The sequence below is a fragment of the Alteromonas infernus genome, assembly GCF_902705815.1.
The window spans coordinates 91,957-106,712 of sequence record NZ_CACSIG010000056.1; the positions used below are offsets into that span (position 1 = coordinate 91,957).

At 46.0% G+C, this 14,756-nt stretch carries 12 protein-coding genes; 2 read left to right on the forward strand and 10 right to left on the reverse strand.

What is annotated here, in order from left to right; translation table 11 throughout:
• The first annotated feature begins 188 nt into the window (after positions 1–188).
• Positions 189–1,664 (forward strand): catalase, encoded by a 1,476-nt coding sequence (locus tag ACX5J7_RS14300; RefSeq protein ID WP_498707360.1) that lies wholly within the window; start codon positions 189–191, stop codon positions 1,662–1,664.
• Positions 1,665–1,716: 52 nt separating this feature from the next.
• Here the strand turns inward: ACX5J7_RS14300 and ACX5J7_RS14305 are convergent, their stop codons facing one another.
• The 9 genes from ACX5J7_RS14305 to argC all read right to left on the reverse strand — a co-directional run bounded on the left by ACX5J7_RS14305 (position 1,717) and on the right by argC (position 12,773).
• Complete coding sequence (locus ACX5J7_RS14305; protein ID WP_498707388.1) at positions 1,717–2,301, reverse strand: TetR/AcrR family transcriptional regulator; 585 nt, start codon at positions 2,299–2,301, stop codon at positions 1,717–1,719.
• Between the two features lie 304 nt (positions 2,302–2,605).
• The gene (locus tag ACX5J7_RS14310; protein ID WP_474115858.1) at positions 2,606–3,472 is read right to left on the reverse strand and encodes an alpha/beta hydrolase family protein; all 867 of its coding nucleotides are present in this window, start codon (positions 3,470–3,472) and stop codon (positions 2,606–2,608) included.
• 133 nt (positions 3,473–3,605) lie between these two features.
• Positions 3,606–5,843 (reverse strand): EAL domain-containing protein, encoded by a 2,238-nt coding sequence (locus ACX5J7_RS14315; RefSeq protein WP_474372767.1) that lies wholly within the window; start codon positions 5,841–5,843, stop codon positions 3,606–3,608.
• A 189-nt stretch (positions 5,844–6,032) separates the two neighbouring features.
• Entirely contained in the window at positions 6,033–7,343 is a 1,311-nt protein-coding gene (gene argA / locus ACX5J7_RS14320; RefSeq protein ID WP_012517032.1) for an amino-acid N-acetyltransferase, read from the reverse strand.
• Between the two features lie 15 nt (positions 7,344–7,358).
• Positions 7,359–8,741 carry an argininosuccinate lyase gene (gene argH / locus ACX5J7_RS14325; protein WP_012517033.1) on the reverse strand — a complete coding sequence of 461 codons (1,383 nt, stop codon included), beginning with the start codon at positions 8,739–8,741 and terminating at the stop codon, positions 7,359–7,361.
• Positions 8,742–8,805: 64 nt separating this feature from the next.
• On the reverse strand, positions 8,806–10,011 hold the full coding sequence (locus tag ACX5J7_RS14330) for an argininosuccinate synthase (RefSeq protein ID WP_012517034.1): 1,206 nt from the start codon (positions 10,009–10,011) through the stop codon (positions 8,806–8,808).
• 37 nt (positions 10,012–10,048) lie between these two features.
• Complete coding sequence (locus ACX5J7_RS14335; RefSeq protein ID WP_498707361.1) at positions 10,049–10,960, reverse strand: ornithine carbamoyltransferase; 912 nt, start codon at positions 10,958–10,960, stop codon at positions 10,049–10,051.
• Positions 10,960–11,763 (reverse strand): acetylglutamate kinase, encoded by an 804-nt coding sequence (gene argB / locus ACX5J7_RS14340; RefSeq protein WP_012517036.1) that lies wholly within the window; start codon positions 11,761–11,763, stop codon positions 10,960–10,962. The genes ACX5J7_RS14335 and argB overlap by 1 nt, the downstream gene beginning before the upstream one ends.
• Positions 11,760–12,773, reverse strand: coding sequence for an N-acetyl-gamma-glutamyl-phosphate reductase (gene argC, locus ACX5J7_RS14345; protein WP_012517037.1), 1,014 nt, complete (start codon positions 12,771–12,773; stop codon positions 11,760–11,762). Before argC ends, argB begins: the two co-directional genes overlap by 4 nt.
• A gap of 594 nt (positions 12,774–13,367) precedes the next feature.
• On the opposite strand from argC, the gene ACX5J7_RS14350 reads away from it, so the two are divergent.
• The gene (locus tag ACX5J7_RS14350) at positions 13,368–13,763 is read left to right on the forward strand and encodes a methylglyoxal synthase (protein WP_498707362.1); all 396 of its coding nucleotides are present in this window, start codon (positions 13,368–13,370) and stop codon (positions 13,761–13,763) included.
• A gap of 117 nt (positions 13,764–13,880) precedes the next feature.
• On the opposite strand, the gene ACX5J7_RS14355 is transcribed toward ACX5J7_RS14350, so the two are convergent.
• The gene (locus ACX5J7_RS14355) at positions 13,881–14,708 is read right to left on the reverse strand and encodes a Spy/CpxP family protein refolding chaperone (RefSeq protein WP_498707363.1); all 828 of its coding nucleotides are present in this window, start codon (positions 14,706–14,708) and stop codon (positions 13,881–13,883) included.
• Positions 14,709–14,756: the final 48 nt, after the last annotated feature.

The following is a 14,756-nucleotide window of genomic DNA, read 5'->3' on the forward strand; positions in this document are numbered from 1 at the left end:
TTCAAAATCGCGATTAGCATTATCTATTTAGTTTACTTTAATAGTTTAATGGAATCGCTCATTATCTTTCTAAACGAAAAAGGTGATTAGAAGAATGTTTCAGAGTTCACCTTATGTAATGCCTTGTTGAAGCGTTGTCGTCATAAATTTGCTTCTTAACAGGCAAAACCGAACTAGAAGGAATTCGCATGAGTAAGTGTCCATTTTCAGGTACAGCTATAAACCCTACCACGCTAACGTCTAGCAATGGTGCGCCCGTTGCTAATGACAACCAAAGTCGCACCACCGGAGCTCGTGGCCCTGTTACTTTCGACAACCACTATTTATTCGAGAAGCTTGCGCACTTTAACCGCGAGCGCATTCCTGAACGCGTAGTTCACGCTAGAGGTAGTGCAGCGTATGGTACTTTTACGCTTACTAAGAGTTTATCCGATTACACCATTGCCGACTTTCTTCAGCAAGAAGGACAGCAAACTAACGTCTTTCTACGTTTCTCTACAGTAGGTGGTGGTCAAGATTCAAGCGACTACGCTCGCGACCCCCGTGGTTTTTCTGTGAAGTTTTATACTGAGCAGGGTAACTGGGATATGGTGGGTAATAATACGCCAGTGTTTTTCTTGCGAGATGGCATTAAGTTCCCTGATTTTATACACAGCCAGAAAAAGAACCCGCGAACTAACTTACCAGATCCGCAGGCGGTATATGAGTTTTGGGCGAACAATCCGCAGTCATTACACCAATCAACAATTTTGATGTCAGATCGTGGTATTCCGCTGTCTTATCGCCACGTGAACGGCTACAGCTCTCATACATTGAGTTTATGGAATAAAGCCGGTGAGCGCTATTGGGTGAAGTGGCACTTTGAAACTAACCAAGGTATCAAAACGCTCACGAACGAAGAAGCAGCGAGAATGCCTGCTTACGGTGCGCAGCAAGACCTTGTTGAAAGTATCGATAACGGTGACTTTCCATCTTGGACTGTAAACGTTCAAATTATGACGGAAGAAGAAGCGCGTAATTACCGTATTAACCCGTTTGACTTAACAAAGGTATGGTCACACAGCGACTTCCCGTTGATTGAAGTGGGGCAACTGGAGTTAAATCGCAATGTGGAAAATTATTTTGCAGAAACAGAGCAAGCAGCGTTTGCGCCGAGCAATTTGGTACCGGGTATTGGCGCGTCGCCAGACAGGATGCTACAAGCGCGACTAATTGGATATCAAGATGCGCACAGGTACCGCATTGGTGCAAATTACAACCAAATACCGGTAAACGCTCCACGCTGCCCAGTACACAATTATCAGCGTGACGGTGCGTTTGCAGGCGTTAATCCAGCACTTGCGGGAAGTGGAGCAAACTTCTATCCAAATAACCGTGCGCGAGTTGGTGAGCCAGCCGAAATGCCGGAAGTACAAGAGCCACCAATGCCGCTAGAGCAAGATGCATGGTTAGATATTTATGATAATCGTGATGAAGATAACTACTCTCAGGCAGGCGATTTGTACCGCATTATGAGTGAAGATCAGAAACAGCAGTTGGTAAACAATATCGCTGATGGTCTAAGCCAAGCTACACAGGACGTGCAAGAAGCTATGTTCGTGCAATACGACTTAGCCGATAAAGACTACGGCGCCCGTGTAAGAAAGGCGGTAGCCAGCAGATAGAGTAAATGGGGTCAGAGTTAATTACTGAAAAAATACTCTGACCCCCGTTTTGTTACTGGGTCGCAACTAGAGCGTAAACGTGCAGGCGAATAGCTTGAAGCGCACGGTCTTTCCAATTGTTCCAAGTTATTCGATTACTAATTTCATGCTGGTTAAGCGTGATATAGCCGTGATTTAATGCCCAAATCTGCATTGCTATGTCCTGCTTTTCTTCGACGGATAGGTCTTTTTTGGCAAGGGTAGCAGTAAGCGTTGCAAGCGTTGTAAAGACGTTTTTACCGGTTTCTATTGCTTTATCAGAAGGGGTGTAACCCTTCAGCTCAGAAGCAAATATCAGGTGATAGTGTGCGGTATGCGATTCAGAAAAATTTAGAATACGCTCGCACACATTAATCACTTTTTCGGCCGCAGTATTGCCATCTGCAGCTTTCATTTCTTTTTCGACTAGCTCAACGCCTTCGATATATAACGCATCTAAAATGCCTTGCTTACCTTTAAAATGGCTGTAAATGCCTATGGTAGACATACCGGCACCTTCTGAAATTGCACGCGCACGCACGCTTAACGCATTGGTGCCGCCCTTTAAAAACAAAGCCGAAGCAGCCTCTAAAATTTTTTGTCGAGTATCGTTCTTCATTACCACACTACTTACAATATGCATAAGATAACGCCGTTATGCAGGGTTCGTTTATAACGCTTTTATTTATCTCGGCTAACGCTTTATCTACTTAAGCGCAGGATAAAAATAACTATAGATGAAAACTGGGGAATTAACCCGTGATAATTAGGTGGTGAGCACGAGAGTAGTACTGGGTTATGCGCTCACGAGAAAACCGGTTAATACTCGCTGTGTGATTGTTCGAGGCCTTCTGTAAAAAGAGTGGTGCCTGCTGACACAGGAATGATATACAAAGTGTGAAGCATAAGAACCTACGTGGGGATTAAAGATACTGTCTTATGTAATCGGTGACCTTGGGCCATAAGTGCTGACATTTCCGTGAGAAAAACTTCATGTGGCCTATTTCTTTTACGTTGTTGGCATGAGGGTCGAGTTCCTCCACTTCCGCTTCCATATTGGGGAAAACGCTAATCATATCGTGGACGTTGTGAGTATTAGCAATGTCGTCGTCATTGGCGAGTAGCCACTTTGAAGGCATTTGAATGGTGTCGTAGTGGTGCTGGTTAACATCACTGCCAAACCCTGTTTTAACGTAGCCTGTACCGTTACACCATTTTTGCCATTGGCGCGCCACTTTTTTAGGCAGTGGCTCTCCCATGCCTACCCACTGAGATTTCGTATGGCCGAACAGTAAATTACTCACAGGGATATAGAAATTCATGAAGAAATGGGCTTTAAGCAAATAGCTTTTACGCATGTTTCGTAAGCTACCTGATGAACTGCCAAAATTACAAAAAGCAGTGAGGTCGTGTACGTTATGCATCAAACCCAGCAGTTGACCGCCTGCACTGTGACCAACAAGAAAATAAGGCACATTAGGGAAATGAATCTTTAGTGTCTCCAGCACCGCCGGCATATCTTGTTCACCCCAGGTTACTAGCGAGGCATCACTTTGTTTAACACTGCCCTTTACCGACCCGCCAATGCCTCGGTTATCGAACGTGATAACGCCAAACCCTTGCTCACATAAATAAGTGGCAAACGCGCTGTAGAATTGACGTTTAATGCCTGTTGCAGGACCAATCATAATCGCTGCCTTCGCAGGCTGTTTGGGAGTGAAAAGCGTTGCGCTTAAACGCATGCTGTCCTTGCACGTTACCGTAATGTCGTTAGGCTTTGCGGTGCTCACTAGGTGTACCTTACTCTTTAACTTCTACCTGGTCATACCAGTAAAGCGTTCTTCAGCAGAGTTTGCAATGAAAAGATTTATTTCAATTTGTGATAAACGCATATTAGGTTTAGCTAGATCTTTGGAAACTTAGTTAAGCCTGCGCTTTTGATGCACTTATCCAGTGCTCGATGGGGGCTGGTTTACCGAAGAGGTAACCTTGAAAATGTTTAAACCCCATGTCTTTTAGTACTGACAATTGGGCGCGTGTTTCTACCCCCTCTGCGATTGTCTGCATTTCTAAACTCTTAGCTAGGTCTAACGTCATCTTAACGATTTTTCGGTGTCGCTCAGAGGTTTCTACCCGTTCCACGAACTCTCGGTCCACCTTTATAATACTTGCTGACATATCAATTAGTTGCGATAGCGACGCGTGACCAGTACCAAAGTCGTCAATAATGATGGTGGCCCCTACGTTCGACAAAGACGTTAAGCGACGCTTGGTTTCATTGTGGCTGGCCAGTACTGACGTCTCCGTAAGCTCTAATTTTAATCGCTTACCGAGTTCAGGGGTTTCAGAATAGCGACGCAATAGCTTTTCATAGAAAAGATCGCTGAGCAATTCAGGCCCAGACAAATTAATGGCTAACGGAACAGGGGGCAAGCCTGCCGGCCACGACTTGATAAGTTCAAGCGTGCCATCGATAATTTTCTGAGTAAAAAGCACTTCCCATTTATTTTGTTCCACCAGAGGAAGAAACTGATAAGGTTGTAGCACGGTTCCTGTTTTTGGCTCTTTTAACCGCGCAAGTATTTCATAACCGACAATGTTACCGTTAATGTCGACCTGTGGCTGAAGGTACAAGGCGAGACAGCCGTTATCGAGCAACATTTTTACGGTGTCTTTCTGCTGGGTGTTTTCCCTAATGGTTTTTACCGTGTTGACACTGAACGATACAATTGGTGAAAGTTCACTGCTTTGGCTTAAGGCGATAGCGCAGCATTCTGCCGCAGCATCAACGTTAATCTCTCTAGTTGCGTGATAATGACCGACGCGCCATGATAAGGGGTGTTCCACTTTTGCGCTGGCTGAATCTATCATCATGCTTGAGGGTAACTTACGCGCTAAATATTCCTCGATAGTTTTTTGAGCAAGGTGTTTAGTGTTTAGCGTAAATAGAAACTTCGCCCCAGGGAATTGGTAGATACTAACATCGGTCGGCAATTCACTTTGGAGTAGCGCCGCAGCACGCAACAGGAGTTGATCACCCTGACTATAACCATACTGCAGATTGACCTCTCGCAAATTGGCTAATTTCAATAGCACAATATGGCGATTTAAAATGCTCTCACTCGATTCTGTCTTTTTCCAGAAGTGGTGGTTTTTTAATCCAGTGAGTTCATTGACGTAGAGCTTTTCAAACTGCTGCTTTTTGAATGCATCGAATTCACGCATATTCTTTTTTGACGCAGATAAATCGTGGCAGTGGATCAGCTGCTTTTTGTGATGCTCTAAACTGGCTGGCTGTAGCTTGAATTCTCGTTCGGGAGCATTGCAGATAGAGGCAAGCTGATTGACTCCGCGAGTTATGGGTAACGAAAGGGCGAAGAGATCTTGAATGTATTCACCATCAGGATTGTGCCTTTTCAAAAGTGCCCGTGCCGCTTTGTTCGCTTGCAAAATTCGCCCTTTGTCATCGCAAAAAAATGACGGCGTTCCGCCGTTATTAAAAATTTCTTGATAACGGCTAACTAACTTGTTGAGCTTTTTACTTTGTAGCAAGTTATGTTCAGCTTGCCTTTCAAGTGAAGACATAACGCGTAACACAGCCATGGGAATGCAAAAGTTAAAGAACAAAAAGATTAACGAGGCAAGGTAAGTATGGGTATCTGGCAATGTAATGTCGATACCGAATAATGGCGAAAGCTGGGTGTTATTGAGTAACAGGTAAAAAGGAATAAAGTTCAATAACATACTGGCAATAGATGCTTTCACGCCATACAACACCCTAACAATAATAGGCAGTGTAAATAGCAGTAACAGACCATACCTTGCTGACATAAGGTCGAGAGTGAAAAATAAAATACATAGCGAGGCCCCTACCACCGCTAACACTAAACAAGCGGAGGCGAGTTTTATGTGTTTTAAGCCGATGGCAAGCGTAGCGAAGAGAAAAGCACTAAAGCCCAGAGTGAGGTACATGACATAGTAAAGTTCTTGTACATAGGCTGTATAGGATGAATGTATAACGATGGCAGAAGTAAGTATCACGCCAATCAACAAGATAGTGCGAAGTACACTAAGCCGCCAGATATTCGCGTCTGTGGTTTTTAAATTATCGTCATTCAGTAAGAGATAGTTTTTAATTATTTTTGTTATTTTAGCAATCACTAGCAAACCACGGACGTAAAAATATGTTCAATACTAGAATCAAATGGTTATCGCGAGGATACCGCGTATCAATATAACGTTATACTTGGATTAGTGGTAGCTTTAAAGCTATTAAGTGTAATTCGTATTCTCTAATGGGAGAAAGGAGCAACGCTTTCCTTAATAATATGAAAGCGTTCTCATGCTTATCTACACCGATAAGGTGAATACCTTAGAATTGCGTTGGAAGTTATACAGTTCTTTTTTTACGGCGGGTAAAGCGCCAATATCGGCAGGCTCAAAACCCTGCTCCAAGAACCAGTGAGCGGTCACCGTAGTTAACACGAAGATACTATGTATATCCGCTTCTTTGGCACGCGCACGTACTTCATCTAAGATACGCTCGCCGCGGTTTTTACCGCGATAATCTTGGTGCGTTGCCACGCAAGCTAACTCCGCACAGCCGTCTTCGGGATAAAGGTACAACGCCGCACAGGCGATGATCATACCGTCACGCACTATTACAATGAACTGATTAATTTCATTCTCTAATCGTTCACGAGAGCGCTTTACTAGCACACCACTTTCTTCCAGTGGCTTGATAAGCTTTAAAATACCGCCCACATCTTCAATAGTGGCCGCGCGTAGCTGCTCGTAGTGGTGCTCCATCACTAGTGAGCCAGTGCCGTCTCGGGTGAACAGTTCTTGAAGTAACGCGCCATCTTTTTCATAGCTAATACAGTGGGCGCGGGGAACGCCTGCCGCTACGCTGGTGGTAAGCGCGCTAAGCACCGTATCTTCTGTGGTGATATCGCCTGCCATCATGAGCTGCTCTAGCTGTGGGCGCTCAATAGTACGTAATAAACGGCCTTCACGGTTATATACGCCATCATAGTTCGAGAACACAATAAGCTTGTCAGCTTTTAGCGCAATGGCTGCCTGTGTGGCGACATCTTCATGGGATAAGTTAAACACTTCACCCGTTGATGAGTAGCCCATGGGGGATAACAGCACAATCGAGCCATCGTTAAGGTGATCGCTAATTCCCGTCGTATCGATACGGCGAACTAATCCCGTGTTTTCAAAATCCACACCACCGCGCACACCCATAGGTTTGGCAACCACCAAGTTACCCGAGCAGACGCGAATTTGAGAACCGTGCATAGGCGAGTTCGGCAAGCCCATAGTAAGCAGAGCTTCTACCTGAGAGCGTACCGAGCCAGCGGCATCTTTTACGCACTCTAGCGTTTGCTTATCGGTAATGCGCACGCCGCTTTCAAATCTACCCTCAATGTTGCGAAGGGCAACACGTTGGTCAATTTGCGGCCTTGCACCATGCACCACCACCACGCGTACGCCCAAGCTATTTAACAGAGCGATGTCGTGAATAATATTCGGAAAATTAGGGTGTTCGATGGCTTCGCCACCGAACATCAAGACAAAGGTTTTTCCCTGATGAGCATTAATGTATGGCAGTGAACTGCGAAACAGTTTGATGCCGTCATGATGCGCTAATACCATCCTAGTGTTCCTTAACTACCCTTGCTTGTCTAAATTTTCCAGCTCTTGATACAGAGCTTTCGTCACGGTTTCTTTACTGGTGCCCCCTAGAATATTGCGTTGGTTCACGCCGTACTCTAGCTGCAATACTGGGTAAACGTCGTCTTCAATTTTATCGCTAATAGCTTGCAGGTCGCTAAGCGGTAAATCTTCAATAGCGCAGCCTTTGTCGATGGCCTGAAGCACTACGCGCCCAGCTATGTCGTGGCCTGTTCTAAAGGGCACGCCTTTACCTACTAAGTAGTCGGCCAATTCAGTAGCATTAGAAAAACCTTGAGCCGCGGCTACACGACAGCGTTCTTCGTTAAGCTGAAGTGAATCGAGTACTTCACTGGCAATACACAAACAAATGTGCCACTGATTAACCGTATCGATAGCACCTTCTTTGTCTTCCTGCATGTCTTTATTGTATGCAAGAGGAAGGCCCTTCATGGTTACAAGCAGTGCTTGTAGGGCGCCAAATACGCGCCCGCATTTGCCGCGCATAAGTTCAAGGGCATCTGGGTTTTTCTTTTGCGGCATCAGTGACGAGCCTGAGGTCACGCTGTCACCTAGCTGCAGGAAGCCTGCTTCGCCTGAATTATAGAAGATCATGTCTTCGGCAAGACGGGATAAGTGCATCATGCTGGTACTAGCAACAAACAGCAGTTCAAGTACAAAGTCTCTGTCGGACACCGCATCCAAGCTGTTTAAGCAAGGAGAGTCAAACCCCAACTCTTCTGCAATGGCGTGACGGTCTACCGGAAAGGTAGTGCCTGCGAGTGCACCAGAGCCTAAAGGGCACTGGTTCATGCGTACTTTTAAGTCGTCTAAACGGCTTAAATCACGCTTTAGCATCTCCACATACGCTAAGCACCAGTGTGCAAAGTGAATGGGCTGAGCACGCTGCAAGTGGGTGTAACCTGGAATAATCGCTTCTTGATGACGGCTTGCGGCATTAAGAAGTGATTTAATAACACCTAATACATCAGCGCGAAGTGAAGCAATATGTTCACGTACCCACAAACGGAAGTCGGTGGCGACCTGGTCGTTACGGCTACGGCCTGTGTGAAGCTTGCGGCCAATATCGCCAAGCTTCTCGATAAGCGCGGCTTCAACAAAGCTGTGAATGTCTTCTTCGCTAGAGGCGTTAAAGTCTAATTCACCGGCATCTGCTTGCGCTTTTAGTTCACTAAGCGCGCCTTCTAGCTGCGCTTGTTCATCAGCGGTAAGTACACCTGCTTTTTGCAAAGCACGTGACCAGCTGATCGAGCCTTGAATGTCTTGGCTTGCCATGACTTGGTCGAACGGCAACGAGTCGTTAACCTGTTTAAACATACTACTTGCACCGGATTCAAACCGGCCACCCCACAACGCCATGTGATGCTCCTTAAATGCTGTTTATTGCGTTCGCTACCCGCGCGCGAATGCGCGCGGTAGGCGATTAACCTTGGTTTTTCAGTGCTTCGATACGACTTGAGAGGCTGAATAGGCGAATAAAGCCTTCTGCGTGTTTCTGGTCGTATACATCATCGGCACCGAAAGTGGCGAAGTCTTCAGAGTAAAGGCTGTTAGGCGAACGGCGCTGCGTCACCGTAGCTTGCCCTTTGTAAAGCTTAACCACGATATCGCCTGTAACTTTCTTCGCAAAAGATGCTGCGCCAGCTAATAGTGCATCGTTAAGGGCAGTAAACCAGCGGCCATCGTACATGACGTGTGAAAACTCAAGGCCAATTTGTTCACGGTATTTAAGGGCAGCTTTATCAAGCACCATGGTTTCAAGGGCTTTGTAAGCTTTTAGCAGTACTGTGCCTCCTGGCGTTTCATAACAGCCACGAGATTTCATACCCACAAGACGGTTTTCAACAATGTCGATACGGCCAACACCGTGGGCTGCAGCCACTGTGTTCAGCTTAACTAGTGCTTGATACGGAGACAGCGCTTCGCCATCAACATGAGTAAGCTTACCTTCGTCAAACGACAGGGTTACACGCTCAGGCGTATCTGGCGCATCTTCAGGGTCTACCGTCATGGTCCACACTTGCTTGGTAGGCTCTTGCCATGGGTCTTCAAGCTCGCCACCTTCGTGTGAGATGTGCCATGCGTTTGCATCGCGGCTGTAAATTTTAGTGGCCGACGCTGTGGTGGCAATGTTGCGCTCAGCTAGGTAGGCAAGTAAGTCTTCACGGCTTACCATATCCCATTCACGCCAAGGCGCGATAACGGTTAGATCTGGCGCAAGGGCTGCAAAGGTGCTTTCGAAACGAACTTGGTCGTTACCCTTACCCGTACAACCGTGGCAGAGCGCATCAGCACCGACTTTACGCGCAATCTCAACTTGCGCTTTAGCGATAACTGGGCGGGCCATTGACGTACCTAGTAAGTATTCGCCTTCGTAAACCGCACCTGTCGTGATAGTAGGGAAGATATATTCGCTAACGAACTCTTCTTTTAAATCAACAATGTGGCACTCGCTTGCGCCAGAGGCAATCGCTTTTTCGTGAAGACCTTCAAGCTCTTCATCACCCTGGCCCACATCTGCCGCAAATGCGACAACTTCACAGCCGTAGTTTTCTTTTAGCCATGGAATGATGGCTGATGTATCAAGCCCGCCTGAATAGGCCAGCACGATTTTTTTAACGTTTTGCATCTAAGTAATCCTTTTAAGCGTCTTTTTAGGCGTCTTTTTAAGCGTTAAGTAATTGAGTAAGGATGGCGTTTTGGCCATGCATTCTATTTTCGGCTTGTTGCATTAATAGCGACTTGTCGCTGTCAATTAACGAACCTGTGATTTCTAAATCGCGATGGGCAGGCTGGCAGTGCATGACGTAGCTTGCACCCGTGGCCTCCATCAGCGCTTCATTGACCTGATAAGGCATGAATTTTTCTTTGATAACGTCAAGTGGCGTATCGTCGCCCATTGAAAGCCACGTATCAGCATAGATAACATCTGCGCCGTTTGCAGCACTAAGCTCTGTACTCTCTTCGATAGTTACGCCGGTTTTCTCGGCAATAGCCTTAGCTTGCGCCACAATTTCAGGGCTGGCTTGGTGACCTTCTGGCGTCACTACCACTTGATTACAACCAAGTAGCGCACCCACAATTAATAGCGAGTGAGTTACATTGTTACCGTCGCCCACGTAAGCCATAGTCAAGCCTTCGGTTTTACCGAAGCGTTCAAACATAGTGAGGTAATCAGCCAAGCCTTGGCAGGGATGATATTTATCGCACAGTGCATTAACTACCGGCACTTTGGCTGCCTTAGAAAAGGTTTCTAGCGTTTCGTGAGAAAACACGCGAGCCACGATAGCGTCTGCCCAGCATGCAAGATTAGCGGCGGTATCTACTGCATCTTCGCGTCCGGCTAATTTGCCCGACTGAGCATCTAAGTACACCATATGACCGCCAAGCTTGTTAATGCCGATATCGAAACTTACGCGAGTTCGCAACGACGGTTTTTCAAACAGGGCAACAATCGACTTGCCCGCAAGCACATTGCTGTAGCTGGCTGGGGCTTGTTTAATTTCTACTGCCAATTGCAGCAATTTTTGCATTGCTTCTGGTGTCCAATCTGCAAAGGTGAGTAGGTCCTGTTTCATTATATTTCTCCGGCATTGCCGTTTTCAGCGGCAAGGGTTGTAGGTACTATTTGTGTACCTGTTGTTTTATTTAGTATATCGGTGATATCTGCCGCCCAACTTGCGATATAAACAGGGCGGCTTAGGCTCTCTGCAGAGGCAAGCGCAGCGTCAACTTTTACTTTCATACCATCGGTGATTACGCCTTCACTGGCGTATTGAGCAATACTATTAGCATTTAACGCACTGATAAGTGCTTTGTTGCCGTCAAGTACGCCATCAACATTTGAAAGCAGTAAAAGCTCGGCGTTGAGCAGTTCGGCGATAACCGTAGCCGCTTGGTCTGCGTTTACGTTAAGTAGTCTGCCTTGAGGGCTAGAGCCTATGGAGCTAATAATTGGCAAGGTCGATTGGGCTAAAACACTCTTAAGAAACGCCGCATCTGCGGTACTTGGCACACCCACCGCGCCATATTGATCAGCAAGTGGTTCACATACCACCATGTTGCCGTCAAGTAAGGACAAGCCGACAGGTGTTAAACCCGAGGCGAGTGCGGCGGCGCATAACTGCTTGTTAGCAGAACCGGCCAGTGCACCGCAAATATAGGGCATATGCTCATCGGGGGTAACCCGAAGGCCATCAATTTTGGTGCTTTTAAGGCCAAGGCTTGCCATTAGTGTTTCCACTAAAGGCCCGCCACCGTGAACCACTACCACTGGGCGAGTGGCCTGCACATCTTTTACGCTTAGAAATAAGCGCGTCATTGCCGCGGCATCATCAAGCAATGCGCCGCCAACTTTAATTACAATAGGTGAAACACTCATAGTACTAACCCTGTTTCTATAGGTTGTTTCGTCATTATGTTAAGGCACTGAATCGCTTGTGAAGCTGCACCTTTCATTACGTTGTCAATGGCAGCGGTAACAACTGCATACCCAGATGCTTCATCCAACTTCCAGTGAAGATCGACAAAGGGAGTGTGAGCAACGTCATCAATTTTTGGGAAACTCTTGCGCAAACGCACAATGGGTTTATCAGCATAGGCGTCAGTGTACGCTTTCTCAAGTTGTGCGCTGGTGGTACCAGCTTTAACTTTCACGGTTACCGTTGCCAGAATTCCTCTTTTGAAATTACCAAGGTGCGGCGTGAAGATAACAGGCGTACCTAAATAGGCTTCAATTTCAGGCGTATGGCGATGGCCTAACACGCCATAGGCCTGAAGACTGACCTCAAAAAAGCTGGTGGTTAAACTGGCTTTCCTACCTGCACCCGATACGCCGGAAACCGCGTTAATTACAGGGCGTACGCTCTCATCTAATAAGCCGTTGTGCGCAAGTGGTTTTAGCGCGCTAAGGCTGGCGGTGGGATAACAGCCCGGCACTGCGATAACGTCGGCGCTTGCTATTTGCGCTTCGTGCCACTCGGCAAGACCGTAAACCGCCTGCGCTAAGCTTTGTGTCTGCGTGTGCGGGAAACCGTAAAACTGCTCAAAAACCGCGGTGTCTTTAATTCTAAAGGCACCTGATAAATCCAATACTTTTGCTTTGCCTGATGACAAGATTGGCATCCAATCGTGGCTTGCCTCATGAGGGGTAGCAAGAAAAATAAAGTCTACGCCATTTGCCATTTCACTAAGCGCGGTATCTGAAATAGGCGTCAGTGTGGCATTTACATGCGCAAGGTTGCCATGCAGTTCTGCAATGCTTTTGTTCGCATCGTTACTGTTTTCAGATACGTAAGTACCCGCTAACTCAAGCTTAGGGTGCTGTAATACTAACTGAACAAGTTGTGCCCCTGTGTAACCACTGGCACCGATAATTGAAACGCTATACATAATTTATAAATTCAATAAAAGGAGAAAAAAATCACTTTTTACCTTTGTAAACTGGTTAGCCGTAAATCCTTGCCTAACCGCGACCACATTACAAAGGTAAAAAGTGTGCTACCGAATAAGCATAGAAGTACACACGCATCGTCGTGTGCTATGCAAGGTGTAGCCAGCCAGGGGAGAGGTAAACTCTATAATGCTGTTAGTGGTAAAACCATCAACACGAGTTGGTTGTGTCATCATCAATTCCTATCATGTTACAACCCAAAAAATGGGGTTGGATGCCTTAACCGTGGACTAGTGTAACTAATTTGAATGTTTATGCAATAAAGATGTATAAATATTTTATCTTGTTGCGGCGGCTTATTTGTCTCAAAAAATGCACTTTATAATAGAGTTATAGTTGTGACAGTAAGTTGACAATGTGAGCAATAGAATTGAATATTTATATCTTATTTCAGAGTTTACAGGTGATAGTGATAAAGTACGGTACACTGGGAGTGTAAGACCATGAGTAGACGGTATTCACAGGCAGAAGCTCGTGGGCTACGTATAATTTGTTGGGAATAATAGCGGAAATTAAAATGAGCAAACTTACCTTTGGCGCTTGTCGCTCACGACCATAAAAAACCAGAACTACTTGCATGGGTTAAGCCGCATATTGCCATACTTGAACAGTGCAACTTAGTGGGAACAGGCACCACCGGAGGCCTGATTGCCAGCGAAACTGGGCTAGAGGTTACACGCTATAAAAGCGGCCCGCTTGGCGGCGATCAACAAATTGGGGCATTAATTGCTGAGAATAAACTAGATGCACTTTTCTTTTTTTGGGACCCGTTAAACCCAGCGCCCCACGACCCCGACGTAAAAGCGCTGCTGCGGCTGTGTTCAGTATGGAATGTACCAGTAGCCTGCACGCCAGCCACAGCAGATTTGGTAATAACATCGCCATTATTTTTATCGCCTGATTACAAGCCGGTAAAGCCAAATTTTTAAAATGCCATTGCAGGTAAATAGAGTTCTACTGAACGTGTAATTAAGTTTAGTTGAATATAAAAAAGGCTGGCCTAGGCCAGCACTTTTTAGGGTGGGTAACGGTTCAACAGTAAGTGCTTATTTAAACATATCCCGTAGCTCACGTTCATTTTCTCGTTGCGCCTTTAATGTAGCTTGCTGTTCTTGCGTTAGCACTTGAAACATGGCTTGGCGCTGTTTGGCTTTCTCAACCTTAGCACTTACAAGGTCGTCTTTGTATTGAGCGATAAGCGCGTCCCAAGCGTTTTGAGAAAAAGACTGGCTGCGAATCAAATCGCGCTGGGCGTCTTTAAAATTGCGTAGCGTCTCTCCATTCGTTTTCGATGTATCTTTGAATGACTCGCGAAGTTCTGCAAAGCTCGCTATTTGTTCGTCGCTTAATTCAATGCCTTCAAACAAAAACTCCCTTGGCTTGCGTTTAGGACCTTTACCCTCACCATCCATTCGTTTGGCAAAGCGAGCTTCTTGTTTTACGAAAGCGTCACGATGTTTTTGTATATCTAATTCTCTATTAGCGTCTCGAGCTAAGAGAGTTGCCTGTTGCTCTTCATTCAGCACGTTGTAGATGTCGTGACGCAGTTGAGCAAAAGCGAAATGGGTAGCTTCACGCTCTTCAAACTGAGCTTGAATAAAAGCGCTGAGTTGGGCTTCAGTGGCGGTATCAAAATCAAAGCTAGGCTTTTCAATATCGCCAAATTTAGGTCGAGGGTTAGCGTCTTTAAATGCGCTTACAAGTGTTTTTAACTCTTCGCGTTGCGTGTCGCTCAAGCTCAGGTCGCGAAAATGTTTAACCATTTCTTTAACCGGTTCGTGGTGACGCATACCAGGTCCTAACGGATGCGCCAATGCAAGGCCACCTAAGCCAATCGCTGCTACCGTTACACTAGCAATTAATAACTTTTTCATTGTCGTCTCCTTTTTTCGGACAAGCTAATCGTAGCGTGCTCGACTAAA

Excerpts from the sequence above, each read along its gene's own strand:
- ACX5J7_RS14330 (WP_012517034.1), bottom strand. The coding sequence starts at position 10,011 with ATGCAAAACGTTAAAAAAATCGTGCTGGCCTATTCAGGCGGGCTTGAT.
- ACX5J7_RS14335 (WP_498707361.1), bottom strand. The coding sequence starts at position 10,960 with ATGAAACAGGACCTACTCACCTTTGCAGATTGGACACCAGAAGCAATG.
- argC (WP_012517037.1), bottom strand. The coding sequence starts at position 12,773 with ATGTATAGCGTTTCAATTATCGGTGCCAGTGGTTACACAGGGGCACAA.
- ACX5J7_RS14300 (WP_498707360.1), top strand. The coding sequence starts at position 189 with ATGAGTAAGTGTCCATTTTCAGGTACAGCTATAAACCCTACCACGCTA.
- ACX5J7_RS14305 (WP_498707388.1), bottom strand. The coding sequence starts at position 2,301 with ATGAAGAACGATACTCGACAAAAAATTTTAGAGGCTGCTTCGGCTTTG.
- ACX5J7_RS14355 (WP_498707363.1), bottom strand. The coding sequence starts at position 14,708 with ATGAAAAAGTTATTAATTGCTAGTGTAACGGTAGCAGCGATTGGCTTA.
- argB (WP_012517036.1), bottom strand. The coding sequence starts at position 11,763 with ATGAGTGTTTCACCTATTGTAATTAAAGTTGGCGGCGCATTGCTTGAT.
- argA (WP_012517032.1), bottom strand. The coding sequence starts at position 7,343 with ATGGTATTAGCGCATCATGACGGCATCAAACTGTTTCGCAGTTCACTG.
- argH (WP_012517033.1), bottom strand. The coding sequence starts at position 8,741 with ATGGCGTTGTGGGGTGGCCGGTTTGAATCCGGTGCAAGTAGTATGTTT.